The following is a 26,770-nucleotide window of genomic DNA, read 5'->3' on the forward strand; positions in this document are numbered from 1 at the left end:
GGTAAGAAGGAGGTTTTAACATGGTATTTATTTTATTTTGTACATTTCTCCGTTAATTCAAAAGATGCTGTCTGTTCAACCATCCAAGGATGAGTTCGACAGGTTCCATGTAGCGTTGGCCTACCAGTAAACCCGTATGTGTTGTATCCCAAAGTCCGGCATATGCAGCCCCGAGCTGTTTGGCAGTTAATTGGCCTCGCTGATCTTCGTCTTCACCGGAAACAGCCTTGATCACCAAGCTGGGGCAACGGATCAGGTCGCCATTAATGGATATTCCATCGGCTCCACACAGGGCTGAAAAGGTAGCAAATGCCTTCGCAGACTCCGTTTGCAGATACTTACGCTGAAAAGCAATGTCTTCTGCCGTCTCATCGATGCTTGCAAGTTCCTGCCGGGCAGGTGCAGGCATGATGATGTCCGATATGGTCCGTCGATCTGTTTCAGGATAAGGTACGGCGTCATGGACCTCCTTGCTTATGCTGGCATCAATGACAACCAGGCCTGCAAGAGTAACGGTTTCTGCAATCTTTTGACTGAGAATGCCACCCATGCTGAAGCCAATAAGAACGGGAGGTTCGTTGATCCCGGCTAACACTTCACGAATATCTTCCAAATAATCGTCAAACGTAATCTTGGTCATGTCCATGACCCGACTCTTGTAATGGCTTCTCAGGTTCATGACATAACAGGTCCAACCGTGCTGGACAAAATGGGGGATATATTTGCTCCACATCCAACTGCCTGTGTAGGCACCGTGAAGGAACAGCAGTGGGGGCTTCTTGGTCACTGTTTCTGCATCATGAAGCGGGTTTCCTTCGAATATCTCCAAGTGCAAATCATGTTCTCCGATCTTCTTGACCTGATGTTCCGGTAATAATCGTGTGTAATCTGTCATGCTTAAAACCTCCGATTTTTTTGTTTGATATCAAACTATTTATCCAAAAAAAATTAGAAGTTGCCATGAATTTTCATTAAAATTCGAAGCAACTCTTTTTTCTCCGCTTCCGTAACGTCCGCATAGAAGGTATTCAGCATGCGCTGCGAGATCTCTTCAAAGACCGGCTTTAATTCTTCGCCTTTAGCAGTCAAAGCCACATGAACAACGCGTGAATCTGTTGCATTACGCTCCTTGACGACGTATCCTGTGCGCACCAATTTGTCCACAAGTGCAGTCACCGTGGATTTATCCTTGCCGATTTTTTTGGCGATTTCAGCCATGGTCATCCTGTGATTGTTGTACAGGGCATAGATAATATCCCCATGGGACGTGGCGAGATCCTGAATTCCCTGCTCAGCCATCTCGGCCAGGATGAAGCGGTTGACCTTCTCTTTAATTTTGGATATGAGTGAAATAGCGTCTCTTGTTTTCATATGTGTAATATAGTTTGTTATCAAACTAATGTCAAGCTTTGATTCACAAGTTATTACATGCGCAGTATAGCAAAAGAGCAGTGAGAATTTCTTCTCCTGCTCCTTCGCTCCAGTCACTACTTAATCGGATTAGCTTTCATTTCCTGTCCCATTTTTTCAATACCATCCAGAATCTGATATCCATAACCCCAGAACTGGCTGAAATCCGTGACATAGATCTGTTTGTTCTTGATTGCGTTCATACTTTGCAGGGCAGGGTTGGCATACAGATTTTGAATCAGCTTGTCGATATCCGGTGAACCGGCATACGCGGACAAAAGAAGATAGTCTGGATTCGCTGTGATCAGTTGCTCTACACTAACTTCACCTTGCACACCATCAAACGTATTTTTCAGCTTCAACAGGCCAAGTGCATCAAGCTGATACGTATCGTTCTGCATGCTGCTTACCGTAATGGTGTCTTCTGTAGCGGGTACGATGTAGGCAAAAGTATGCTCAGGCTGATCTGCTACACTTGCCTTAATGGCTTCAACACGGGTCTTCAAACTTTCGGTGAATGTTGCGGCATTTTCCTGAACGTCGAAGATCTGCCCAAGTTGTGCAATATCGCTATACAGGCTATCAAGTGTGCCTTTGTGATTCGTCGTTTGCAGGAACGTGCGGATATTCATGTCATTTAATCCATCGACGGTACCCACACCCCAGTCTGCATCAGCGAACAGGTCACCCCGTCCGAGTACCAGATCCGGGCTTGCACCTACAACCAGTTCTTTACCTACATAATCTTTGGACAATACCGGAATTTTGGCGAAATCATCAGCCACATCCGGTGTAACGGAACCGTATAGAGCAGCAACACCGACGATTTTATCGGTCAGACCCAATTTGATGAGCATCTCAGCCGCAGATTGGGTATTCGCAACTACACGTTCAGGTGCTTTATCGAATACTTGTACCTTCGGTTTCCATTCGCCGCCTTCACCCGAGATTGAGAAATTCTCAATGGTGAGCGGGTACGTCGTTTTATTTGTATTTTCAGCAGGAGCTGAAGTTTCTGTCGTGTTCGTTGTTGAAATTGTTTCTTCAGCAGGGGAAGAAGTGGAAGTATTCGAACAGGCTGCAAGCAGCATTAACAGGAGACTTAGAGCAGCGAAGCCAATGGTTCTGGATGTGAATTTCATGAAATGATGAACCCCTTTTCTACGTGTTTTGAATTGACAAAGATAATCATTCTCAATTATAATCCGAGAAAATGCTTTGTAAATAGCTAAATTTAATGGGTTCTACATTTTACACGAATTGATGGGGGAAGAGATGGCACAGACGGTTCAGGTTAAGACACAGCGTATGGGAAAAAGAGAGTCTCTATTTCATAGTAAATCCGGGTTTGTTTTACTGATTGCAGCTTTAATCATGATTACGATGATTTCTGTAGGAATCGCAGTTTCCATTGGACAGGTTCGCATTCCGCTGGCGGAGTCATATCGTATTCTTTTAACCAAATTAACGGGTTTTCAGTGGGGGGCAACACCCATTGAGACAGGTCCCTTTACCGATATTATCTGGCAGATTCGTTTCCCGCGTGTGCTGATGGCGATGTTTATCGGTGCAGGTTTGGCTTTGTGCGGTGCTGTTATGCAGGCTGCAGTGCAGAATCCACTGGCTGATCCCTACATACTGGGTATATCCTCAGGCGCTTCACTTGGGGCAACCTTTGCGATTCTCATTGGATTCGGTGCGATTGGATGGCTTGGTCAAACCGGGGTGGCTTTCTGGGCATTCGCCGGAGCGATGGGTGCGTCCTTACTGGTCCTGACTTTGGCAGGGATTCGGGGGAAAATGACATCGGTCAAGCTGGTGCTTGCCGGAATGGTGATTAACGCGTTATGCAGCGCTTTTTCGAACTTTATTATTTATTTTGCCAACAATGCCGAAGGCATCAAAACAGTGACGTTCTGGACCATGGGCAGTCTGGCGACTTCCGGTTGGAACAAGCTTCCACTCGTAGGAATCGTTGTGCTGGTGGCGATTCTATTCTTCCTTTTACAATCCAGAGTTCTCAATACGATGTTATTGGGGGATGAAGCAGCCGTTACACTGGGTATTAATCTGAGTGTGTACCGCAGGGTGTACATGCTGTTAACCGCTCTGGTGACAGGCGTTATGGTGGCGAGCTGCGGCATGATTGGCTTTGTGGGACTCATTATTCCGCATATTGTGAGAGGTCTGGTGGGTTCCGACCATCGTAAAGTGATGCCTGTATCCGTGCTGTTTGGAGCCATTTTCCTCATCTGGACGGACGTTATTGCACGATCTCTGATATCCAGCGTTGAGTTGCCGATCGGGATCATTACGGCCATGATTGGTGCGCCGATGTTTATGTATATGCTGGTCAAAAAAGGCTACGGTTTTGGAGGAAATTAAACATGAAGCTGAACGTAGAAAATGTATCCATCTCTGTGCTGAACACGGACATCATCAAGGATATTTCATTACAGGTGAACGGCAAACAGTTTGTCGGACTGATCGGACCGAATGGTTGTGGCAAGTCAACGCTGCTCAAGAGCATCTATAAAGTGATTAAACCACAGCAAGGCAAGGTTTTTCTGGATAATACCGATATTCTGAAATCCAGTCCCAAGCTTGTTTCCAGACATATGGGCGTTGTTGGCCAGTTTAATGAATTGAGTTTTGATTTTACGGTGCGCGAGATGGTCATGATGGGCCGTACTCCACACAAAAAAATGCTAGAAACGGATAATGAACGTGACCACGAAATCGTGGAGCAGGCTTTGGAAAAAGTACATCTGACCGGACATGCAGACCGCAATTACGTGTCTCTGTCTGGTGGAGAGAAACAGCGTGTCATATTGGCGCGTGTCCTGGCACAGCAACCTCAATTCCTGATCCTCGACGAGCCGACCAACCATCTGGACATTAAATACCAACTTCAGATTCTAAATATTGTCCGTGGACTCGGCATTGGCATATTGGCAGCGCTGCATGATCTCGAACTCGCCGCAGAATATTGCGATTATCTCTATGTGGTGAAAAAGGGCCAGATTGTGGTACATGGCAAACCCGCTGATATCCTGACCCGTGAAATGATTGGTGAAGTATTCGATGTAGACTGTGAAATCTATGAAAATCCGGTTACGGGTGGCCTGGGTATTGCATACCTGAGTACACGTTGATATGTCTAGTGTTCCAGTGAACTGTCTTTCGAGCTGATTTTCAGCTTGGAAGGCAGTTTTTTTGCATTTAGCTTTCGCAGAGGAGGTTGGTCAAGTTAGCTCCTGTCTTCAGAACAGGCAGGTCAGGAGTGGGGGGAGCGTGTATCCTGGGCCTGCGCGCCCATGGCCGTGTAGGCACCTAGTCGGGCAAGACGGGTAAGCTGCAACGCCATATGATGGGGAGAGTATACTTTGTTATTTTCAAGCCATTTATGAATAATTCCACTGGTGGAGAAGCTGAGATGATCAAGTAAAATGTCCAGAGGTACCTGAACCTTTTGATCCATCCCGAGTTGGGTGATTCGTTGAAAAAAATAAGTTTTAATCACCTCGTTCAGCCGGGTACTGAAATTGCCAACAGGATTGATCAGTAGCATGACCCGATAGAACTCATCATGTTCAAAGATGTGCTCAAACAGGACCGCAAAGATCGGGTCAGGCTCGGTAAAAGAAAGGGCCACATCCATAGCAGCAGAACGTTCACTGAGTACATGTTCCAGCAACTCCAATTTCTCGTTGACCATCTTGTCCAGTAAATCCTCTTTGTCTATGAAATGGGCGTAGAAGGTTGAACGGTTGATGTTCGCTTGTTCTGCAATGTCCACGATGCTGATGTCCACGTAATTCTGCTTCTTCATCATGTTCAAAAAAGCTTCAGAGATCATGACACGGGTTCTGTAAATTCTTCGGTCGACACCTCGGGTCTCATTCATTCCATATCACCTCAAAACAACAGATTAGGATTTTTTGTTGGTTAAACAACATCGTCTGGATCCGTATTTCATGCATGCATGGGAGTGCGCTTAAGATGCAGGCACCTTCAATTCAAGCCGGATTGTAGTTTATTTTGACGTTGCCCGACAGATCAGGCATTTGTGTTTGTTAACCGTCAAATTTGGACTCATTGATTGTTGCGATCCAATGGATATTAGCTATGATAAACAATAAAACATAGCAAATCAATCGGAAAAATAAAATTTAAAAAAGGGGTGACATTTTGAGGGGAGATACTTTCATATCCAGTCTGGAGGATGGACGACGTGTCTGGCTGGAAGGTCAGCAGGTGAAGAATATTTCCGAACATGCGGCTTTTAAAGGCACACTATCCACCATCAGGCAGTTGTTTAATATGCTGGATGATCCTCTTCAACGGGATCAAGTGGGCTATGCCCCTGAGGGACAGGAGCGATATGCACACAGCTCGTTTCTCATCCCGCACACAGCAGCCGAATTGAACAAACGCAGTCAGTCCTTTGCAGCCTGGTCTTCCAGCACCAATGGCATGATGAGCCGGTTATCCGACTATGCCCGTTCCATGGTCACCGGATGGTATGCTGCCCGGCACGAATTATCCCACCTGGACCCGCAATTTTCGGATAAAATCAGCACCTATTACCATGAGGCCAGAGACCGCGACCTCTTTTTGACAACAGCCATTATTGATCCCCAGATTGATCGTTCCAGCGGGTTGGATGATCAGCGGATCGCAGAGCGATTCCTGCATGTGGTGAAGGAAACTTCGGAAGGCATTGTGGTTAGGGGAGCCAAAATGATTGCAACAGGTGCACCGTATACGCATGACTTTCTGATCTTTTCGTTTCTGCAATTTCAGACCCGACATCAGAAACATGCGCATGTCCTGATCGTACCCGCCAATTCACCAGGACTGCATATTGTGTGCAGGGAGTCGTTTGCTGATGGCAGAGAGCGCAATCATCCGCTCAGTGCAAGGTACGATGAGATGGATGCCGTCCTTTTTTTCGATGATGTCCTGATTCCTTGGGAAAGGGTGCTTCTCTACGGCGATTCGGACAAGGTCCTGAAGCTTCGCGGGAACCGTACAGCCAATGGATTGGCCTTCCACCAAAATGTCGTGCGTTTTGTAGCCAAGCTGGAATTTGTCACGGGTGTGGCGTTTGCGGTGGCTGAGTCGATTGGCGTAACCGGATTTCTGCATATACAGGAGAAACTGGGGGAGCTGCTGACACAGATTGACGTAATCAAGGCGCTGATTATTGCAGCGGAGGCCAAAGCCGTGCCTGATGTGGCAGGCGTACTCGTTCCTGATCTGACGTATGTAGAGACGGCGCGAAGTTTGGGAACCAAATATTACCCACGGGCGGTTGAGATACTTCAACAAGTTGGCGCAGGTGGTTTTGTTCAGACCCCTTCCGGGATTGAGGACTTCTACGGTCCGATTTCCGAATTTATGCATTTGTATTTTGAAGGCGCTGCGGTAAGTGCAGAGAAAAAAGTGGAGCTGTTCAAGCTGGCTTGGGATCTCATCGGCAGTCCGCTTGGCGCAAGACATCTGTTATATGAAAAATTTTATGCAGGTGATCCGATCCGGGGTCTCGCGTCCCATTACAGTCGACATGACAAATTGTCGTTAACAGGTCCTGTCTGGAAGCTGATTCAAGAGAACAGCAAGGGCAGAGTAGCCACTAATTGAGCAGGAGGAGAGAGAAAAATGGAATTGTTTTGGTTTATCCCGACACATGGGGACGGAAGATTTCTGGGCACCCGAGAAGGTGCGAGGGCAGTGACCTATCATTATTGCAAACAGGTTGCGCAAGCTGCAGATGAGCTTGGGTTTGCCGGGGCGCTGCTGCCTACTGGAAAGTCATGTGAAGACGCCTGGGTCGTTGCTTCCTCGCTGGTGTCGGTAACGGACAAGCTGAAGTTTCTGGTCGCTGCACGTCCTGGGCTGATGCTTCCGACCACGGCTGCACGAATGGCAAGTACACTGGATCGTTTCTCCAAAGGAAGACTTTTGATTAATGTCGTAGCCGGAGGGGACCCGATCGAGCTTGAGGGAGACGGGTTGTTCCTGGATCATGATGAGCGTTACGCATTGACGGATGAATTTCTAACCATATGGCGCAAGGAGCTGGCGGGTGAAGAAGTTGATTTTGAGGGCAAATATTTAAAGGTCAACGGTGGATCGGTGCTGTATCCGACCATTCAGAAGCCTTATCCTCCGCTATATTTTGGAGGCTCCTCTGAAGCAGCCATGGAGGTGGCTGCCGAGCATGTAGACGTATACCTGACGTGGGGTGAGCCACCTGACCAGGTGGAGGCCAAGATCAACCGAATGCGGGAGCTTGCTGCCAGAAAAGGAAGAAGTCTGCGCTTCGGCATCCGGCTTCATGTAATCGTTCGTCCAACCGCAGAGGAGGCCTGGCAGGCCGCGAATGACCTGATTGCTCATCTGGATGAAGAGACGATAGCTTCTGCCCAGAAGATCTATGCTCGCATGGATTCCGTCGGTCAACAGCGAATGGTCAGACTGCATAATGGGGATCGTTCCAATCTGGAGATCAGCCCAAACCTGTGGGCAGGCATTGGACTGGTCAGAGGCGGTGCTGGTACAGCGCTTGTAGGTGATCCTGACCAGGTTGCAGCGAGAATGCGGGAGTACGAGGCACTGGGAATTGAGACCTTCATTATGTCGGGGTACCCGCATCTGGAAGAGGCCTACCGTACAGCTGAGCTGTTGTTTCCGAAACTCAATTATGCACAATATGGCGACAACGGAGAGCGCTCGTTTATCAGCCCATTTGGCGAGATCATCGCCAATAATAACATTCCTGATCATGTGGTAAAAGCGCCTGCGGCTTCCAAATGATGCTGTCCGATTTTTACGATATCTCCATTGAAAACATCGTACATTCTGGCCGATTAGACGAACTAAAGGCACCTCAAACTTAAAGGTTGTAGGTGTCTTTTTTGTTGCATTCCACTCCGGTAGAGAGGGCCTTGGCCCTTGCCTATACATCATTCCATTGAAGAGGTGATTCCACATGTCCATGCAATTCGCGTATTGGGTTCCTAATGTAAGTGGGGGTCTGGTGATCTCCAGCATCCCGCAAAAAACAGGCTGGTCATTTGAGGATAACGCGAGGTATGCCAAGATCGCAGAAGATGCGGGCTTTGATTATGCGTTATTGCAAACCAGATTTATGGCCAGCTATGGGGCTGAAAATCAACTGGAAGCCATTGCTCTTGCCTCCGCACTGGCTGTGGTTACAGATCGCTTGAAACTGATCGCAGCCATATTGCCTGGATTATGGCATCCCGGTCCAGTAGCGAAAGCAATCACGACGATTGACCATATCAGCAAGGGGCGAGCTGCCGTAAATATTGTCAGCGGCTGGTTCAAGGGAGAGTTTTATGGATTTGGAGAACCATGGCTGGACCATAACGAGCGTTATCGTCGCTCGGAAGAGTTCATCCGTGTCATCAAGGAGCTGTGGACGCAAGAAGAAGCCAATCACCAGGGAGACTTTTACCGTATTCATGAAGTGCCGCACAAACCCAAACCAGTTACACTTCCCCCTGTGTTCCAGGGAGGGAATTCGGCGGCTGCACGCGATATGGCTGCACGAGTTTCGGATTGGTATTTCATGAACGGGAATAACATTGAAGGCTTCCGTACCCAGATTGAGGATGTGACCGGGCGGGCTGCGTCCTACAACCGCAAGCTGCAATTCGGAGTCAATGCTTTTGTCATCGTGAGGGATACGGAAGAAGAAGCATTGGAAGTGCTGCGCCAGATTATTCTGCATGCTGACCCCGAGGCCGTGGAGGGCTTCCGCAGTCAGGTTCAATTTGCAGGCAAAGCTTCACCTGAACAGGAGGGAATGTGGGCGAATTCCAATTTCGACGACCTGGTGCAATATAATGACGGGTTCAAAACCGGTTTGATTGGTACCCCGGAGCAGGTGGCAGACCGCATCATTGCATTGAAAAAGGTTGGAGTAAATCTCATTCTAACTGGTTTTCTTCATTACGATGAGGATATTCAGGCTTTCGGTGAGAAGGTGATCCCGCTGGTTAGAGAGAAGGAGGCGGCGCTAAGCCGGGTAGCGGCTACCTGAGCAGACCATCGTTTTTTAATAGATGGAATGGAATGAAGTGAATTGGATTGGATTGGATTGGATTGGATTGGCACATCTGTATCCGTGTTTTTGAGGGATTTACCCCTATTATAATTAGAGGAGAGATGACACTATGAGTATTCAAGCAAACACGATTCACACCCAACCAGACTATGGGCAATTGAGAGTTGAAATTCGGGGGATTGTCGACGAAGTTATTAGACCACGTGCTGAGCTGATTGACCGTGAGGGCCGTTTCCCACGTGAGAATCTGTCCGCCCTTGCTGAGGCCGGATGGAATGGGGTGCTGATTCCTGAGCGCTTCGGTGGACGGGGATTGGATCATGTTGCCTTTGCGATTGCGGCAGAAGAAATTGCCAAGGGATGCCCTTCGACTTCACTGGTATATGTCATGCATGTTGGAGCCGTTCAGACGATCGCTCTCTACGGAGATGAGGATCAGAAGGAGCGCTGGCTGAAACCGGTACGTCATGGCGCTATCGGTACGTATTCCACAAGTGAGCGTGCTTCGGGAGGTCACTGGTGGTTTAATTTCAGCGAGGCTTCCCGAGATGGTGAAGATTATATTCTGAATGCCGAAAAGTCGTTCACGACAAGCTCGGGACAGGCTGATTTTTATGTGACCCAGACTCGCACGCCAGGAGCACAAACCCCGACAGATGTGAGCTTCTTCCTTGTTGATGGTCAACTGGAAGGCATTACGTCCGGCGTGTGGGATGCGCTCGGTGTTCGTGGAAACCACAGCGGACCCATTAAATATGAAGGTGTCCGAATTGCAGCTCGGGATAAGCTTGGAACCGAGGGGCAGGGTCGCGAAATTCTGGAGAGTGGTGTATCCCCCGTATATCTGATCGGCCTGGGCTCAACCTGGCTTGGAGTTGCCGAGGCGGCGCTTGAGGCTGCATCCGAATATGTGAAGGGCATGGTTCATCGGGATTTTAACAAGCGTTTAGCCGATTACCAGATCATCCGCCAACAGTTGGCTGAAGTGAAGGTGCTGATCTCCAGCCTGAAGCCTTGGCAGTTATCTCTTGCGCGGCAGCTGGACGAACTTCAGGCACAGGGGAGACCACAAGTTGAGCTGTTCCTGCCGCTGGTTGAATTCAAAATTCATGCTGCCGAAGTTGCGAATAAAGCGACCAAAGCAGCGCTGGATGTTACCGGAGGTTATGGTTATAAAAAAGGCGTGTTTGAACGTCTCTTCCGTGACGCGCGAGCTGGCATTGCCATGGGGCCTTCCAACAACATCGCCAGAGAGTGGATTGGCAAGTCTCTGGTCGGTCTGCCACTGGAGCTGTGGTACGAGGGCGGGGATTAATTCACGCAGAAACTGAAAAAAGGAAGCCTGTATATCTTCACCTGAAGATATACAGGCTTCCTTTTTCTTTTGCGACGAGGGACAGGCAGTAGCTATTCAAGTGTGGAGTCCAACGGACGAGAGTGTCCATCCTGGACGACCTCCTGGAACAGTCTTTTGGATTCTGTGGGCCACGTACCTTGCTTCAGGAGTGCTTCCAAATCACCAATGGTTACTGGGCGCGCGTGCCGTTTGAGCACATAACCGAGTTGCCCGTTTGGTTCCATCGTGGCCGTTTCCAGATCGGTAATACTTGTAATCCCTTTTTCCCGCAACTGCATCTCCAATTGGTCCACGGAGAAGCGCATATGTTTCAGATTCGGTAGATTCAACTTCCCATCTTCCACGACAACCTTTGATTTTCCGCTCATCAGTTTTTCAAACCAATTAAACTTCAATTGTAATTGTTCAACGATCAGAAGTGTGAGGATAAATACCGCCGCTGACCCGATCGCTTTGCCTAACTCATGATTCGCAATTGGCTGTACAATCGTTGTTCCGATGGAGATCATGATGACCGTTGTGGCAACACTCATCTGTGAGATGGATTTGCGTCCTGCAATTCGTAGCAGAATCATGCCGATAAGTACAAGTAAAACGGATTTCCATATCCAGTCCATTGGTTGTATTCCTTTCTATACCAAATCATGTGTCGTATTGCTTAGCTTGGACGAACAACTTAACTTTCATTCACCCCTCCCAATCGTTTACAATAGGGTATTGATGAAGTTAAACAAAGGAGCGGGTCAACGTGGCAAAACAGAAATACTATGTTGTCTGGGAGGGCAAGAAGCCAGGCGTGTATAGTACATGGGCAGAATGCAAAGCACAGACGGATCAGTATAACGGAGCAAAATATAAATCCTATGAGTCCAAAGCAGCCGCAGAAGAGGCATACCGTGCCGGATGGAAAGGGAACTGGGGTTCAAGTGCCGGCGGAGCGTCAAAGTCGAAGTCGGCTGGTAGCGGAAGAAGCGCAGGCATGGAAACGTCGGAAGAAGTGGATTACGACAGCATCTCCGTTGATGTGGGTACACGCGGTAACCCCGGACCTGTAGAATACAAAGGGGTAGACACCCGCACAGGTGAGATTATCTTTTCTGTCGGACCGATCTCCAAAGGCACGAACAATCTGGGCGAATTCCTGGCCATTGTACATGCCCTTGCACATCTGAAAAAAGAAGGCAGTACCAAAACGGTGTATACCGACTCGGTCAATGCCATGAAATGGCTGAAGCAGAAAAAAGTAGCCACAACGTTACCAAGAGACAACTCCACGGAAGAGATCTGGCTGATGATTGATCGTGCGGAGCAGTGGCTTCAGACGAATACGTATAGCAATAAAGTGCTCAAATGGCAGACCAAACAGTGGGGCGAAATCAAGGCCGATTACGGTCGAAAATAAGTATTTCTCTTTAAGATGCCCCCTTTATTTCTGGTCTATTAGAATCGTTATTTACAATTTCCAGTTTCCGCTCTATAATCATCTGAATATGATTAGTTAAACATATGGAGGAGCCTGTCATCTGCAGGCCCTCTTTATCTTTTTGGACCTTCGATTTACAGGCCAAGTTTACGAGAATCAGTTATTTTGAGTATATATTGCAGGAGGCAGACATGAGTTCCATTTATAGAAGTGAAGAAGGCAAGAGCAGCATCCTTGAAGAGTATGAGATTTATTTGAACGAGTTGGGTGAGGAATTTACTCGGGAATATGTAGAGACGCGTTTTGGCAAGACGCATGTTTTACTGACGGGTCCTCTGGATGGCAAGCCGTTATTTATTCTCCAGGGCGGGAACTGTGTGAATCCGATGACGTTGTCATGGTTCTCTTCTTTATTTAAAGAATACCGGATTATTGCTCCTGATACGATTGGTCATCCTGGTTATAGTGAGGAAGCGAGTATCTCGACACGGTTTGATAGTTTGGCATTATGGGTGTCGGATCTGCTTGACCACTATGAGATTGAAAAGAGTGCATTTATCGGTCCATCGTTTGGAGGAGGCATCATTCTCAGACTGGCTACCTATATTCCGGAACGCATCTCGTGTGCCGTATTGGTTGCTCCTGCAGGTCTTGCAGTCAACTCCAAAATCAAAACAGCTCAGGATATCACGCTGCCGCTCGTCAAGTATCGGATGACGTCTTCACCATCTTCCTTGCAAAAAATTACGGACACCATGTCGTGCAACTGCATGAAAGAAATGGATAAAAACATTATCGGCAAACTTTTCAAATATGTCAGTATAGATCAGGATCTGCCCAAACTCACAGAGCGGGAAGAACTGTTGAACTATACGTCTCCAACCCTGTTATTGGTGGGGGAGAAGGATGTATTTTTCCCAGCGGATAAGTGTATTGAACGTGCTCAAAAAATTATTGCGAATGTGCAAGCCATCAAGTATGATACCGGACATTTCCCTTCACAGGACGTATTGGTGCAGATGAACGAGGAAATTGGACGTTTTTTACAGAAGAATTATTAAATCAAGCTGCACTTGAAGGATGAGAAATGTTTTTCTCCAGTTTAATAAAGTAATTACAACCATTTGTCGATACTGTATATACGAGAATCTTTTTCTTCTATAGAATAGTGTGGATAGGGAATAGCAGTAGATCGTAGAAGGCTTGATATCATTAATATTTAAATATTTCGCGTTGAGGTGTTTCAAATGGCATCATTTGGTTTATATAGATGGTTGGCGATGAATTGCTTACTGGTTGAACCAAATGATGCATTTACGCGGAAAGTCTTCCGATCGACAAGGTTGAAAAGAGGTCTGTTATGAGAAAAGACAATTGCAAAATGGCATTGCAACGCAATGTGATTATAAATGATACATATCAGGTAAGACAGGTATTAGCCAGCAGTGAGCTGGCTATTGTATATGCAGGGCGAGATCGTAACACGGGTGCCAAGGTAGCCATTAAGGAATTTTTCCCACAGAGACTGGCTGAACGTCAGGCAGACAAACGTGGGGTGTTCTGCTCTTCGCGAGGATACGGTGGGCAATATCAGGAGTTACTGGCTGCATTTCTGCTCGAAGGTGAACTGTTATCAAAACTGGATCATCCTCATATTGTTTCGTATTTGGATCATTTTGAAGCAAATGATACGGGATATCTGGTTATGGAATACTGCACGGGAATCACCTTGACCGAGTATTTAAATGAACACAATCATGCGCTGGATGCTGCCTTCATAACGGAGACGCTGCTTCCACTGGTGGATACATTGGATTACATACATAAACAAGGCATTCTTCACCGGGATGTGAAACCTTCCAACATTATGGTTATGGAGGATGGTACACCCAAGCTTCTGGACTTCGGCTCAGCTACCCGTTGGCCGATGCAATCCGGAGAGAAACAGGTGATATTCACATCGGCAGGTTACTCTCCACTGGAATTCTATTCGGAGAAATCCAGTCAGGGACCGATGTCGGACATCTATAGCCTGGCGGCTCTGCTCCATTATTGGACATGCGGACAACCTCCTATGGATGTGAAACAGCGGTTGTTCCAGGATGAATTGCCATCTGTTCGCTCACATAATGAGTATGTGAATCCTTGGCTCGCTCGTGTTATTCATTGGGGGCTCATGGTTCGTTCCGAGAAACGCTGTGCTTCCCTGGCCTGGGTCAGAAGCTCGCTGCGAATTCAAGCCTGGGTGTGGAAAGTGCGCAAGCCAGGTACAGTGGAATGGTCTTTTGCCGAGAATGAACATACGCAGGTCTATGAAGTGGAGTCGAAAAAGCAACATGAGACGGCGTAAGTTGGAGTGACCTGTGTTCATAAAGTGGATGAACTTAAATGAGAGCATAGCTGTCAAATAGGATTAAAATATAAACAAGCCAGTTCTTCCCCTCTCATCTGGGGCGAGTTGGCTTGTTTTATTTTATATTTTAAAAGAATGAGATTGAGATCTAATAGAAGAATGAATAACTTATCATTTAGGAAAGACATCATTCAAGTAAATGTTAAAAAATCTCACATGTATCAACCTGATTTGGATAACGGTGTGAGCTTTTTTGCGTTTTTTTTAAATTTTTAAGTTGCACCTTACAATAAAAATAACAAAAAAAGTAATTTTCTTTAGAAAAATCGATTCATTTTCGAAAGTGATTCTAGGTCTAAAGATACTTGTTTATCAAATCTGGTTCTGAATTAAAGGCTGGAATCTTGAATTCGTGACATGAAGTCAGTAAATTAGATAATTCGGTCTATTTATATGTAATTTATCCAAAGGTTAACAGAGTAATGCAATCTATCAACATGCTTAATTACCCCAATTTACATACCCTACGCTGCGGAATACGATTAGCCTAATCTGATCGTAAATCGCAGGAGGTATGAAATGAAACGAAAATCAACCCGATGGTTATCCAGTTTAGTAGCAGCAGGAGTCCTGTTGTCTTCCATGTTCTCTTTACCAGCTTACGCAGCACCCTCTTACGGTCCTCTACAGCAGAGTAAAAGCGCCAAGTCCATTCTGCAGTCTCTTACACCAGAAGAAAGACAAGCTTTGACTCAGCTTCAAGTCATGGACGGTGAAGTGATCGACCCCAAGGTTAATACCAAAAGTAACGATTTGGTCAACGTGATCGTGCAGTTCAAAAGTGAACCCGCTGCCGTTGCCTTGAAACGGGCTGCACTGAACCAAGAGAAGTTATCTGAGCGTACGGCGACAAGTAAAGTGAAACAAAACCATCAGCAATTTAAACAGCATATTAAGTCTTTGCAGCAGAAGAGAGGGTTATCTTATGATGCTGCCTCCATTCGGATTACGCAGGAGTACGAGACCGCACTGAATGGTGTTGCATTAAAGATCCCTGGTGTAGCCGTAGAAGATCTGATGAAATCCGGGGTTGTGAAAAAAGTATGGGCTGATCAGGAAGTGGCTCTTGATCTGCCAGAGACAGACACATCAAGTGAATTTGCATCTACATCCGGAATGCAACCTCGAATGGCTGATAGCGTGCCATATCTCGGCATCAACAAACTTCATGAAGAGGGGATCACTGGTAAGGGAATCAAAGTGGGAGTACTGGACACCGGAATTGATTATAATCATCCGGATTTAACAGAGGCGTATAAAGGGTATCGCGCTCATGCGGGTGAAGATCCAAAGCAAGTGGACCCGGCTACGGTAAAAGGATGGGACTTTGTTGATAACGATGCTGACCCCATGGAGACAACCTATGAAGATTGGGAAAATTCGGGTTACAAGGAACAAGGTGTTTTAGCAGAAGCTTATTATACTTCCCATGGAACACACGTATCGGGAACCATCGCTGGGCAGGCCAAAAATGACGTGGGGTATGCTGTGAAAGGTGTTGCTCCAGATGTAGACTTATATGTGTATCGTGTACTTGGCCCTGGTGGAAGTGGTGAGATGAGTGGCATTATTGCCGGAATTGACAAGGCCATTGAAGATGAACTTGATGTTATCAATCTATCGTTAGGGGCTGCCACGAATGATCCGCTGGATCCTTCTTCAATTGCACTGAATAATGCGATGCTGCAAGGCGTGGTGAGTATGGTTGCGGCAGGTAATGATGGACCCAATGAAGGTACGTTAGGTACACCAGGCGCGAGCGCGCTGGCCATTACGATTGGTGCTTCCGATGTTCCGTTAACTATTCCTACGGCTACAGTGACTCTGGATGTGTATAACAATCCAGGTGCGGGAGAGACAGAGGAAACAGCTGTAATGGAAGAAGAAGTCCCCTCTGAGGGTGAGGAAACATCTGTAGTGGAGCAGGAAGAATCACCTGTTGAGGAAGAAGAGGCATCTGATGAGGAGAAAACTCCTGTAGTGGAAGAAGGAGCTCCACCAACAGCAGAAGAGACACCAGCAACAGATGTAGAAGCGCCACCCGCAGTCGAAGAAACACCTGCATTAGAAGAAGATGTACCAGCAGCAGGCGAAGAAGCGCCAACGAATGAAGCACCTGCTGCAACGTATACGGAGGCGTTACCTCTGTTTGGTAAAGATTTTACTGACGATTTGACTACGCTTGAAGGCAAAACCTACGAACTTGTTTATGCAGGGCTTGGTAATGCTTTTGATTTTGAAGGTATTAATGTACAAGGCAAAGTGGCCCTAATCGCTCGGGGAGATATTGCACTCGATGCCAAGATTGTCAACGCAAGAAAAGCAGGGGCGGCAGCAGCAATCATTTATAATAATGTTGAAGGAACAATCCCCAATTATTTGGGTGAAATGAACGGATATATTCCCACGTTCCAGATGATGAGAGAGCTTGGAGAAAAACTAAAAGTGTTGAACGGTGTGACGGTCACCTTTGGTGCAGCAGGCCAAACCGTTACGGAAGGAAATAAACTGGCCGATTTCAGTTCCCGAGGTCCAGCCGCCTTGAATGATGATATTAAACCCGATATCGTCGCCCCGGGCGTAGCTGTTTTTTCAACCTATCCTGTATTTGTGAATGATCATACGGGTGAGAATTATACTATTGCCTATGCACGAATTTCGGGTACTTCCATGGCAACACCACATATGGCGGGTATTGCCGCGCTTATGCTCCAGGCACATGAAGAATACACACCTTTTGATGTGAAGACGGCTCTTATGAATACAGCGGTTGATCTGAATGGGAATTATTCCGTGTATGAAGTAGGTGCAGGCCGAGTAGATCCTTATCGGGCAGTCCACACATCCGTATTTGCCAAAGTTCAGGACAAAACAATTCACTTCTCGAATGATGAATCCATCCTTATTGATGAAATTACAGGTTCCATCGTATTTGATAGTGCCTATTTGGAAGAAGACGGCCAGGGAATCGTATCTGACAGCCGGACAATTAAAATAGAGAATAAAGGGGACCTTGCCAAAACGTATAACACTTCCATCAAGCTGTTAAACGATATGAATATAAATGTAGATCTTCCTGAATCGATTAATGTAAGTGGCGGAAGTACCGAAGAGATGACTGTTTCAGTGGATATACCGCAGGACACGCCAAGCGGTCGTTATGAAGGGTATGTATATCTGGATACGGAAAATGCGGCAGATCATATTCAGATCCCATTCTCGATCCGTATTAGTGAAAAGGGCATTACTTCGGTGGAGATGATACCGCCATCCATCACAAACGATACGCCATTTCACCAATTCCTGAATCGGATTACACTGAGTACCATTCTTTTGGGCAGTCCTATGGATTCTGTCGATGTATTGCTGAAGGATCGTGAGACCGGTAATGAAATCGGTTTTGTAGGTACAATGAATTCGCAGTCTATGCTTCCAGGAATAGAATATATGATCCTGAATTTGTTTAAAGGTTACGCGTTTCCGATTACAAACGGGGAGATCTCCAACGTTGCACGATTTGTCCCAGAGGGCAGCTATACACTGGAAATCATCGGGACGGATTCTGACTCCCGGCAGTATTCATACGAAACATTAGTCGTTGTGGACAATACAGCCCCCGAGATTGATTTGGGTATAGAACCTGGTGTATATGAACTCAACGATAGTATGTTGACGGAAAGGGAAGCTGGAGAGGGCATCTGGTATGATGGCACAGCTATCGATGCGACCGTGCAAACCTTTGTTGATCATGGGATCACGGCTTATGATCAATCTTCCAATCGCATCATGTTCTACGAGAATGGCAGTCCTTTCTATTCCGGTGAATTACCTGTTTCAGCAGATGGAAACATATCTTTTGGTATTACCAAAGAAGAATATGATCAGGGTTACGAACTGCGACTCTTTGGAATGGATGTGGGTACAGCGGCCAATCCCGTCAAGGACCACCGCTATGGATTTATTTCCGAAGGCAAACCTTATGTGACCAGTAAATATGACAAAGACCAAGTCCGTAAAGGAGATACGATCACCCAGACCATTCAATTGAACAATGTGGAGAAATTAAACCGTATTTCGTTTATCCTGGAATCGATGTATGACTACAAACAATTTAACCGGATTGAGCCAACGCCTGAGCTGCAGGCATTACTGGATGCCACAGGTGCTGAAGTGAAATTCAGTGATCCTGTCGTGAGCCCAAGAGAAATCAGCTTTGAGGCATCCATCTCAGGTGGTTCCTTTGAAGGAATCACAGGTGATCTTGATTTATTCGATGTTGTCTTTGATGTACCGAAGGATGAATTTTACATGAAGAAAAATGATGTCCCATTGCTTGAAGTGAAATACACGACGGTTGGCATGAGAGAGAACGAAGAGAAGTTGACATTAACCGCGTTTAACACAGACAGCTATGAAGTGATCTCCAAATCTTCAAGAACATATGGTTATGTACGTCCCGAAGCTTTTATGGTCAATGGAGAGTATCTGGATTTTGCAAATGACTATTCGGCAATGGGCATTGAAGTTTATGCGGAGACGGCTTCCGGAGAGAGATTTGAGGGGACGCTGCAAAAATACGGTGAGTTCCTCATCGATGGCATTCCTGCAACAGGTGAAATGACGACGATCTACACACGAGTTCCCGGTCATCTACCTTCCAAGCTGGCGGTAGTTCTGAGCAAGAATATTAATGGCGAATATTATGGCATCAATCAACTGAATTCGTCCGACTTTACGTATGCAGGCGATATTAATGGAGATGGAGTCATCGATATCTATGACATGGAGCTTGTAACGAATCATTATCATACCTCAGATGAGATCGCTGATATCGATCAGGATGGTTATGTGGGAGACGCGGAAGTGAATTATATTACGAATAACTTTGGAATGACCGCTAAAGATTCTACCAAGGAGCCTGTTTTGCAAATTGGAAACAAAGACTTAGGGTACTTCCTCAACAAAATTCAGGAAATGAACAATGGTGGTTCTGGTAATCATGGTGGCGGATCTGGCAATAACGGTGGAGGCGGAGCTTCTACAACTCCTGCACCTGTCCCAACCCCTGGACCAACCACAGAATCAGATCCAAGCCAAAATCAGGTTATTACAGAAAAAGAGTTAAAAGTTGTGACAAACGGTACCGTCAATGTGGATATTACCGTTGGTAACAAGATTGAGCTGCCTTTCAATACGGGGGATTTGTTGGGTACGAATACACTCACACTTTCTCAGCAAGGTGTACTATCATTAACCATTCCATCTAGCGTGCTGAAAGAACTGCAAACCAAAGGCGGTTCTGGTGCTGCTGGTGGCAAGATCATTTTGGATATGAAAAAACAAGATGTGAAAACCCCAGAAACGAGAGAAGGTCTTACGTGGACAACCGCAGGTGCTGCTTACGAAGTTGAACTGTATCTCCAGGTTTCCAGTGAGAAATTATCGTTGTCCTCACTTCCTGAGGAGGTTACCCTGTCACTTCATTACAACAAAGAATCAAACAGCGATCTGGTTGGAATATATAATGAACATTCTTCTGTGAATCAATGGGTTTACGCAGGTGGAATCGTAGATGAAGAGAAGGGTACCGTGACTTCCCAATTGTCTGATTTGGGTACGTATGCACCGTTCGTTTACGATAAATCCTTCGAAGATGTGGCACCAACGCATTGGGCAAATGAAGCAATTAAGTCTCTATCGGCCAAACATGTGCTGACGGGCAAAACAGAGACCGCGTTTGATCCACAAGGTCAAACGACTCGTGCCGAATTCGCCGCTTTAATCGTGAGAACCCTTGGTTTAGAGGTGAAAGGTAACGATGTGCCATTTGGTGATGTGAGTAAGGATGCCTGGTATGCAGACAACGTGGCTGCGGCCTATCAAGCAGGTTTGATTCAGGGAATAGCCAATGACAAGTTTGCTCCAACCCAAACTATATCACGTGAAGAAATGGCAGTGCTTATGATGAGAGCATACAAGTATCAATCCCAATCCAACCATATCCAATCGGCTGTTGCCGGTTATACGGACGAAACAAACATTGCATCTTGGGCAAAAGAAGCTGTGGCGAAAGCTTCCGAGCTTGGTGTAATGAAAGGTTCTACTGGCGGGAGATTCAACCCCAAAGATAGTGCTACTCGTGCCGAAACGGCTCAAACGGTTCATAATTTACTTTCGTTGCTAAAATAAAAAATACAAAAATAAGAGGTTCCTCCGGCAGGAGGAGACCTCTTATTTTTTGTTATTACTTTTTTTGTTATTTTACCCAGTGGACCTCCTGAAGCTCTCTTCCCAAGTATGTCAGACTCCAATATATAACTGGCAGAGTCCATTTTCGAACCCTATAATTAGGAATAAAACGATGGATGGAAACGAGGTGTAGTAATGATTGAAGGGAAGATTATTAAATTTTACCGGGAGAAGAATAGACGAACTCAAGGCGAATTGGTGAAGGGAATCTGTTCGGTCACACATCTGAGCAAAATTGAACGGGGCATGACAGAATATTCTCAGGAGATTATGGACATGATCTGTGATCGACTACATATTGATATGGCAAGGGAAGTAGTCAGATATCATCAAATGAACGATCTTCTGGATTCATGGCAAGAGGCCATCATTATGCAGAGAACAGCTGAAGCTATTCGCCTAAAAGACAAGTTGGAAGAAGAACCGTTAAGAGGTATACCTGATTTGCGTTTATCCTATGATTTGCTGCAGATCCGTTTTTACTTGTTTATGAACAATATCGATGAAGCGGAGAGACTTATAGCCCAAGTCGAGATTCCGGATGAATCGGAGCATTCATATGAACATTATTTTTATCACCATGTAATGGGAATTTACTACTTCCTTACAGGACATTATCGCAAATCCATCCAGACGCTAACTTCAATCAATCAGTCCAAATATACGAATCATGAGTACTTTTATCATTTGTCTCTGGCATATCACTCGATATATTCAAATATCACGTCTTACTATTACGCCGAGAAAGCTATCCAGCATTTTCGGAAAACGCTCAATATGGTGCGAATCATTGACACCGAAACGATCATGCTGGTTCAGCTCAATTCCCGTGAATATCATGATTTTCCCGAGACGAAACGCAGATATGAAAATCTGATTCGGATTAGTGATGATTGCGGGCTTCCTGACCGAAAAGCAAAGCTTCTGAACAATCTGGGTTACGAATATAACCGGCGGAAGCAATATGAGGATGCGGCTCACTGGTACAGACAAGCGCTTGATATCATTCCGGAGAAACAACCGTTATACCTGATGGTGCTCAATAATTACATAGAGTCGAACAGACTGGGTAATCTCATACCTGCAAATAAACTATTGGACATGTCTCTGAAAGCATTGCACAACTCTACACTTGTTTCAGATGCAAGTTATATGGAATTGGAACTCCAGTCTGTCATTTTACAAGGGCAGGAGCAAGCGTATTATGAAATGATAGAGGAACGAATTCTTCCTTATTATCGTGAACTTGGTTCCCAGTATCTCGCCGAACGTTATGAAGAGTTATTGTTTCAGTACTATATGAATCATGGGGAAACGGAGAAGGCGCTTAGGCTCGCAAAAAATCGTTTCGAATCACAATCGACTTCACTTATATAGGGTAATAAATGTGTAAGAAAAGTGTCCTCAACATAGCGTTGATTTGATACGAATACCCCAACTCCGATACAATGTTTTCATAGAGTCCAAGAGAATGGAACAAATACGGTGCAGAAATGGAGAAAACCCAATATGACTGAATTTATCAACGCTGGCGATATTAATGACGTAATTCTGGCTGCGGCGGCAAACGAGCTGGAGCAGATGGTGGACAAAATGTGTGAGTTGATTGGCACCCCTTTGGAACAAACGAGTGAACTGGAGCGTCAGGTCATGGCTGCTTTTGGTTTTGGTGCGGTGTATGGCATCACTCATCGGGATCAGCTAGCGGAGACGCAGGCCCATGCCTTGAGCATTCGGATGCTGATTAAACCGTTTAATTACAGTGAACAGCAGGCGGTTGATTTTGCCGATGATCTGATCCGGGTGGCTTCCGATCGTGAGGTTCATCCGGTGATGAATACCATTATCCAACGTGGGATTGATGGACACCGTCAGTTCAATCAGGAAGACGATGAAGGATTGGAACATAACATTCAGGAGATTTTAACAGCGGTTCAATCGCAAAAATAGACAGTTTTAGTAGATGTGGGAGATGATCACAATGGATCTGATGAAATTAAGCAAGGAACTCTCATACGCTCTGCGGCATGCACCATGGGAGTATGAGCTGGAACTCGACGAAGAGGGTTGGGTGGAAATCTCGCAATTGCTGGTGGCTTTACATGAAAGTCCGCAGTGGAAGGAAGTCACACAAGCCGATCTGGAGCAGATGATTCAAGCCTCGGAGAAAAAGAGACATGAAATCCGTTCTGGCCGTATCCGGGCATTGTATGGACATTCGACACCACATAAAATATCCAAGATAGCTGCTGAGCCACCGGAAACCCTGTACCATGGGACCCCGGCACGCGCCGTAAATTCTATTATGGAACTTGGCTTACAGCCGCGGCAAAGGCAATATGTACATCTGTCCTCAGATATTGATACGGCCAATCAGGTGGGACGAAGACGGGATGATCAGCCTGTCATTTTGAAAATAAACGCTGCACAAGCGTCTACAGATGGAATCCTCTTTTATCATGGAAACGAGAATATCTGGCTGGCCGATCATATTCCCGCTCGTTATATCGACCAATAATCACGATCTCAAACTCCAAGCCTTAGCTACATCAAAAAGGGACACACCCAACATTTGTTGGTGTGTCCCTTTCTTATATTCAAAACTTACTTGCCTACAATCGCTTTAATACCTTCGTTAAGCGGCTGAGCCGGACGGCCAAGCAAATTCTCTAATGTATCACTTTCTACAGCCAATGCACCTTCACGAATAGCGCTTTGCATATCAACGAGCATCGATACGACAAAGTCCGGTAGACCCGCACCCTTCATGATGTCAGCGTAAGTGGCATCGTCCACGTTTTGCACGTTGATGTCCTGTCCAAGCACTTCACCAACAATGGCAGCCAGCTCAGCTTGCGTACGCAGTTTGCCGGACAATTCATACACGGTATTCTCATGTCCTTCACCTGCAAGTACAGCTGCTGCTGCATGGGCATAGTCACTGCGGGTAGCCCAGCCGACCTGGCTATCATTGGTAGCATGAACCCAAGGTGCGCCTTGCGTAGCCGCTTGCACACTGCCTGCTTCATTTTCCAGGTACCAGTTGTTGCGCAGGAAGGAATACGGAATGCCGGATTCACGAATTGCTTTTTCTGTAGCGCGGTGAACTTCCGCCAGGGAAAGGGTATTTTGATCTGCATTCACAACACTTGTATAAGCGATGAATCCAACGCCTGCTTTCTTGGCAGCGTCCACAGCAGTCTGATGTTGGCGAATACGTGTTTCATTGTCACCATCAGTGGAAATGAGCAACAGACGGTCTACACCGGCAAAAGCTTTCTCCAACGTCTCCGGTTGATCGAAATCACCGTGACGCACGTCAACACCTTGAGCGCGGAGTGTTTCCGCTTTCTCCGGATTACGTACACTTACAGCTAAATTCTTGGCAGATTCGTTTTTTAACAATGCTTCTACAACCAGTGAGCCCAATTGACCTGTTGCGCCAGTAACCAAAATTTTCATCTTTTTTTCCTCCTAGGATATGTGTTGTGATTGTATACAACTTGTTTAACTCAAGCCAGATAAGTCGTATACAGTTATTACTTGCATATGGATGTAATCAAAAATGTTATAACAGGTGTGATTACAACGAAAGGGTTAAAAAAAGCTCACAATGAGCTTTTTTTATTCAGAGACATGAATCTGATCCATCATCTGCTGTATGGTTACACGATTCAAGCGCTGCTCCATAGCTGTCTGAGCCTCAATGAGTTCAGCACGCAAGGTGTGTTCAATCATGTTGCCGACCGGACATTTCGGATTCGGATGTTTATGAAAGTTAAATAATTCCCCATCCTCCACCACCTCAAGTGCTCGATATACATCGAGAAGGGTAATGTCTGCCGGATCTTTCAACAAGGAAGCACCGCCCACACCGGGTCTAACGTCGATCAGACCAGCCTGTTTCAGCTTGGACATGATCCGCCGAATAATCACGGGATTGGTATTCACACTCTGCGCGATCACATCTCCGGTGCATTCATTTGGCATCACAGCGATCAGGGACAGGGTGTGAACCGCAATGGAAAAGCGACTGCTGATTTGTCTCATGGGATAATCACCACCGTTGTAACCATGATAGTTACAAAAAGATCAAATGTCAACTAGATCTTTTACCCCTTCACCGCCCCTGAAGTCAGACCGCCCACAATATACTTTTGCCCAATGAGGAACACAATCAACACAGGCAATGACGTGAGTACAATATCGGCACTAACCAGATTCCACTGGGCACTGAATTGTCCGAAGAAGTTATATACAGCAAGCGTCATCGGCCACATCTCTACCGTGTTCAGCATATAGAGCGGGGCAGTAAACTCATTCCAGACACTCAGGAAATTAAGCACAAATACCGTCACCAGCACGGACGTGAGCAGCGGTACAATGATTCTCAGGAACAGCTTGATCCCATTACATCCGTCCATGATCGCGGCTTCATCCAGCTCCTTCGGGATGTTAGACACAAAAGCATACGTAATGAACAGCGAGATCGGAATACCCATGGCCGTATAGAGCAGAATCATGCCGACATGTGAATTGATCATGCCCAGCGATTTCATGACTTCCATCAGCGGAATGTAGTTGAGTGGCAGTGTGATGCCGAGAATCAGGAAGAAGTACAGGAACTTGCTGAGCTTCGAATGATTACGGGATAACGTGAAGGCCGAAAAGGCCACAACAAACACAAGAAGCAGGGAGGAGACCCCGGAGTGCAGCAGACTGTTGAAAAATGAACCGCCCAAATGTCCCTGTTCATAGACGATTTTGTAATTTTCAAAAATAAATTTCTCAGGCAATGTCAGTTTAAGCACTTTGGCCTCAGCATCGGACTTGAATGAATTCAGTACAATGACGACAAAAGGGATCAAGACCACCAGGCTAAGCAGCCAGGCGAGTGTATTTAACCCAAGCGAAGCGAGTCTTTTTCTCAATCGCATGTTAGTATTCCACCTTTCGGTTCATCAAACGAATGATGAAGAAGGAGATGATCGCCATGATGACAAACAGAATGGTAGATAGCGCACTTCCCAGTCCCCAATAGCCTTTGGCAAAAGAGGAATAAACCGCCGTGTTAATGACATCTGTCGCGTTACCGGGGCCACCGTTGGTCAGCACGTATACGGCATCGAATACTCTCAGCCCATACGTAATATTAAGCACTGTGGCGATGGTAATGGTAGGCATGAGCATTGGAATCGTAATTCGGAATAGCTTCTGCCCGAAGCCGGCGCCGTCAATGGATGCTGCTTCGTAATAATCGCGTGGAATCGCGAGCAGTCCGGCGATGAACAGCACCATGATGTACCCCATGCCTTTCCATGTATCCACTGCCATGATGGATGGCATAGCCCAGGTGAGGGAGCCCAGCCAGTTCTGGGCGATAACGTCCAGTCCCAATGAACGCAGGGTTACGTTAACGAACCCGTTGTTGGGGTCAAGCAGACTTTTGAATACAAGTCCAACAATGAGAAACGACAGCACCTGCGGGGAGAAAATGATCATCCGATGCAGATTGGCGGCCTTTACACCGCTGACCAGCAGTAGGGCCAGAAACAAGCCGAGAACCGTCTTGGCGATGGATGTAACCAGGGTGAAGAGGACTGTGTTTTTGATAAAAAGCAGATAGGTCGGATCACCCGCCAGAATAGTGCGGAAATGCTCCAGACCGATAAAGTTTTTCTCCGAACTGTAACTGTTCCAATCGGTGAACGAATAATAGATACCCAGCAGGGCGGGAGCAACGATGAACAGCAGATATAATACAATTGCTCCAGATGAGAAATACCAGGGATAGATTTTGTTTGCATTCATAACCGGTAA

At 46.2% G+C, this 26,770-nt stretch carries 22 protein-coding genes; 13 read left to right on the forward strand and 9 right to left on the reverse strand.

The features are described from left to right. Positions 1-52: 52 nt before the first annotated feature. From ACE3K2_RS17400 to ACE3K2_RS17410, 3 genes are all read right to left on the reverse strand, one after another. Positions 53-895 carry an alpha/beta fold hydrolase gene (locus ACE3K2_RS17400; RefSeq protein WP_421892752.1) on the reverse strand — a complete coding sequence of 281 codons (843 nt, stop codon included), beginning with the start codon at positions 893-895 and terminating at the stop codon, positions 53-55. A 53-nt stretch (positions 896-948) separates the two neighbouring features. After that, positions 949-1,395: a MarR family winged helix-turn-helix transcriptional regulator gene (locus ACE3K2_RS17405; protein ID WP_421892755.1), complete on the reverse strand. Its 447-nt coding sequence runs from the start codon at positions 1,393-1,395 to the stop codon at positions 949-951. Between the two features lie 92 nt (positions 1,396-1,487). Further along, positions 1,488-2,552 (reverse strand): ABC transporter substrate-binding protein, encoded by a 1,065-nt coding sequence (locus ACE3K2_RS17410; RefSeq protein WP_421892758.1) that lies wholly within the window; start codon positions 2,550-2,552, stop codon positions 1,488-1,490. Positions 2,553-2,718: 166 nt separating this feature from the next. On the opposite strand from ACE3K2_RS17410, the gene ACE3K2_RS17415 reads away from it, so the two are divergent. Further along, a complete protein-coding gene (locus ACE3K2_RS17415; RefSeq protein WP_421892995.1) occupies positions 2,719-3,795 on the forward strand; it encodes a FecCD family ABC transporter permease in 1,077 nt (358 codons plus the stop codon). A gap of 2 nt (positions 3,796-3,797) precedes the next feature. Then, positions 3,798-4,565, forward strand: coding sequence for an ABC transporter ATP-binding protein (locus ACE3K2_RS17420; RefSeq protein ID WP_339306577.1), 768 nt, complete (start codon positions 3,798-3,800; stop codon positions 4,563-4,565). Between the two features lie 122 nt (positions 4,566-4,687). Here ACE3K2_RS17420 and ACE3K2_RS17425 read toward each other — a convergent pair whose 3' ends face one another. Next, positions 4,688-5,317 carry a TetR/AcrR family transcriptional regulator gene (locus ACE3K2_RS17425; protein WP_421892762.1) on the reverse strand — a complete coding sequence of 210 codons (630 nt, stop codon included), beginning with the start codon at positions 5,315-5,317 and terminating at the stop codon, positions 4,688-4,690. A 284-nt stretch (positions 5,318-5,601) separates the two neighbouring features. Between ACE3K2_RS17425 and ACE3K2_RS17430 the strand changes: the two genes are divergently transcribed. The 4 genes from ACE3K2_RS17430 to ACE3K2_RS17445 all read left to right on the forward strand — a co-directional run bounded on the left by ACE3K2_RS17430 (position 5,602) and on the right by ACE3K2_RS17445 (position 10,823). Further along, complete coding sequence (locus tag ACE3K2_RS17430; RefSeq protein ID WP_421892765.1) at positions 5,602-7,056, forward strand: 4-hydroxyphenylacetate 3-hydroxylase family protein; 1,455 nt, start codon at positions 5,602-5,604, stop codon at positions 7,054-7,056. Between the two features lie 18 nt (positions 7,057-7,074). Continuing rightward, positions 7,075-8,232, forward strand: coding sequence for an FMNH2-dependent alkanesulfonate monooxygenase (ssuD, locus tag ACE3K2_RS17435; protein ID WP_421892768.1), 1,158 nt, complete (start codon positions 7,075-7,077; stop codon positions 8,230-8,232). A gap of 175 nt (positions 8,233-8,407) precedes the next feature. Then, positions 8,408-9,484, forward strand: a complete 1,077-nt coding sequence (gene sfnG / locus ACE3K2_RS17440; protein ID WP_421892771.1) for a dimethylsulfone monooxygenase SfnG — start codon at positions 8,408-8,410, stop codon at positions 9,482-9,484. A gap of 133 nt (positions 9,485-9,617) precedes the next feature. Further along, positions 9,618-10,823 carry an acyl-CoA dehydrogenase family protein gene (locus ACE3K2_RS17445; protein WP_421892774.1) on the forward strand — a complete coding sequence of 402 codons (1,206 nt, stop codon included), beginning with the start codon at positions 9,618-9,620 and terminating at the stop codon, positions 10,821-10,823. A gap of 92 nt (positions 10,824-10,915) precedes the next feature. On the opposite strand, the gene ACE3K2_RS17450 is transcribed toward ACE3K2_RS17445, so the two are convergent. Continuing rightward, positions 10,916-11,482, reverse strand: coding sequence for a DUF421 domain-containing protein (locus ACE3K2_RS17450; protein WP_421892776.1), 567 nt, complete (start codon positions 11,480-11,482; stop codon positions 10,916-10,918). 131 nt (positions 11,483-11,613) lie between these two features. Between ACE3K2_RS17450 and rnhA the strand changes: the two genes are divergently transcribed. The 7 genes from rnhA (at position 11,614) to ACE3K2_RS17485 (ending at position 23,468) form a co-directional block, all read left to right on the forward strand. After that, a complete protein-coding gene (gene rnhA / locus ACE3K2_RS17455) occupies positions 11,614-12,267 on the forward strand; it encodes a ribonuclease H (protein WP_421892779.1) in 654 nt (217 codons plus the stop codon). A 212-nt stretch (positions 12,268-12,479) separates the two neighbouring features. Next, positions 12,480-13,349, forward strand: coding sequence for an alpha/beta fold hydrolase (locus tag ACE3K2_RS17460; protein WP_421892782.1), 870 nt, complete (start codon positions 12,480-12,482; stop codon positions 13,347-13,349). Positions 13,350-13,648: 299 nt separating this feature from the next. Continuing rightward, on the forward strand, positions 13,649-14,638 hold the full coding sequence (locus ACE3K2_RS17465; RefSeq protein ID WP_421892785.1) for a serine/threonine protein kinase: 990 nt from the start codon (positions 13,649-13,651) through the stop codon (positions 14,636-14,638). A gap of 582 nt (positions 14,639-15,220) precedes the next feature. Then, positions 15,221-20,890 (forward strand): S8 family serine peptidase, encoded by a 5,670-nt coding sequence (locus ACE3K2_RS17470; protein ID WP_421892788.1) that lies wholly within the window; start codon positions 15,221-15,223, stop codon positions 20,888-20,890. A 195-nt stretch (positions 20,891-21,085) separates the two neighbouring features. Beyond that, entirely contained in the window at positions 21,086-22,327 is a 1,242-nt protein-coding gene (locus tag ACE3K2_RS17475; RefSeq protein WP_421892791.1) for a transcriptional regulator, read from the forward strand. 132 nt (positions 22,328-22,459) lie between these two features. Continuing rightward, entirely contained in the window at positions 22,460-22,900 is a 441-nt protein-coding gene (gene imm48, locus ACE3K2_RS17480; protein WP_421892794.1) for an Imm48 family immunity protein, read from the forward strand. Positions 22,901-22,931: 31 nt separating this feature from the next. Next, positions 22,932-23,468: an RNA 2'-phosphotransferase gene (locus ACE3K2_RS17485; protein ID WP_421892797.1), complete on the forward strand. Its 537-nt coding sequence runs from the start codon at positions 22,932-22,934 to the stop codon at positions 23,466-23,468. An 86-nt stretch (positions 23,469-23,554) separates the two neighbouring features. Here the strand turns inward: ACE3K2_RS17485 and ACE3K2_RS17490 are convergent, their stop codons facing one another. The 4 genes from ACE3K2_RS17490 to ACE3K2_RS17505 all read right to left on the reverse strand — a co-directional run bounded on the left by ACE3K2_RS17490 (position 23,555) and on the right by ACE3K2_RS17505 (position 26,761). After that, a complete protein-coding gene (locus ACE3K2_RS17490) occupies positions 23,555-24,412 on the reverse strand; it encodes an SDR family oxidoreductase (RefSeq protein WP_421892800.1) in 858 nt (285 codons plus the stop codon). Between the two features lie 162 nt (positions 24,413-24,574). After that, a complete protein-coding gene (locus tag ACE3K2_RS17495; RefSeq protein WP_036668516.1) occupies positions 24,575-25,000 on the reverse strand; it encodes an Rrf2 family transcriptional regulator in 426 nt (141 codons plus the stop codon). Between the two features lie 62 nt (positions 25,001-25,062). Continuing rightward, a complete protein-coding gene (locus ACE3K2_RS17500; RefSeq protein WP_421892803.1) occupies positions 25,063-25,887 on the reverse strand; it encodes a carbohydrate ABC transporter permease in 825 nt (274 codons plus the stop codon). A gap of 1 nt (position 25,888) precedes the next feature. Next, entirely contained in the window at positions 25,889-26,761 is an 873-nt protein-coding gene (locus ACE3K2_RS17505) for a carbohydrate ABC transporter permease (RefSeq protein ID WP_421892807.1), read from the reverse strand. Positions 26,762-26,770 lie beyond the last annotated feature (9 nt).

Source organism: Paenibacillus sp. (assembly GCF_048976745.1).
Taxonomy (GTDB): Bacteria; Bacillota; Bacilli; order Paenibacillales; family Paenibacillaceae; genus Paenibacillus.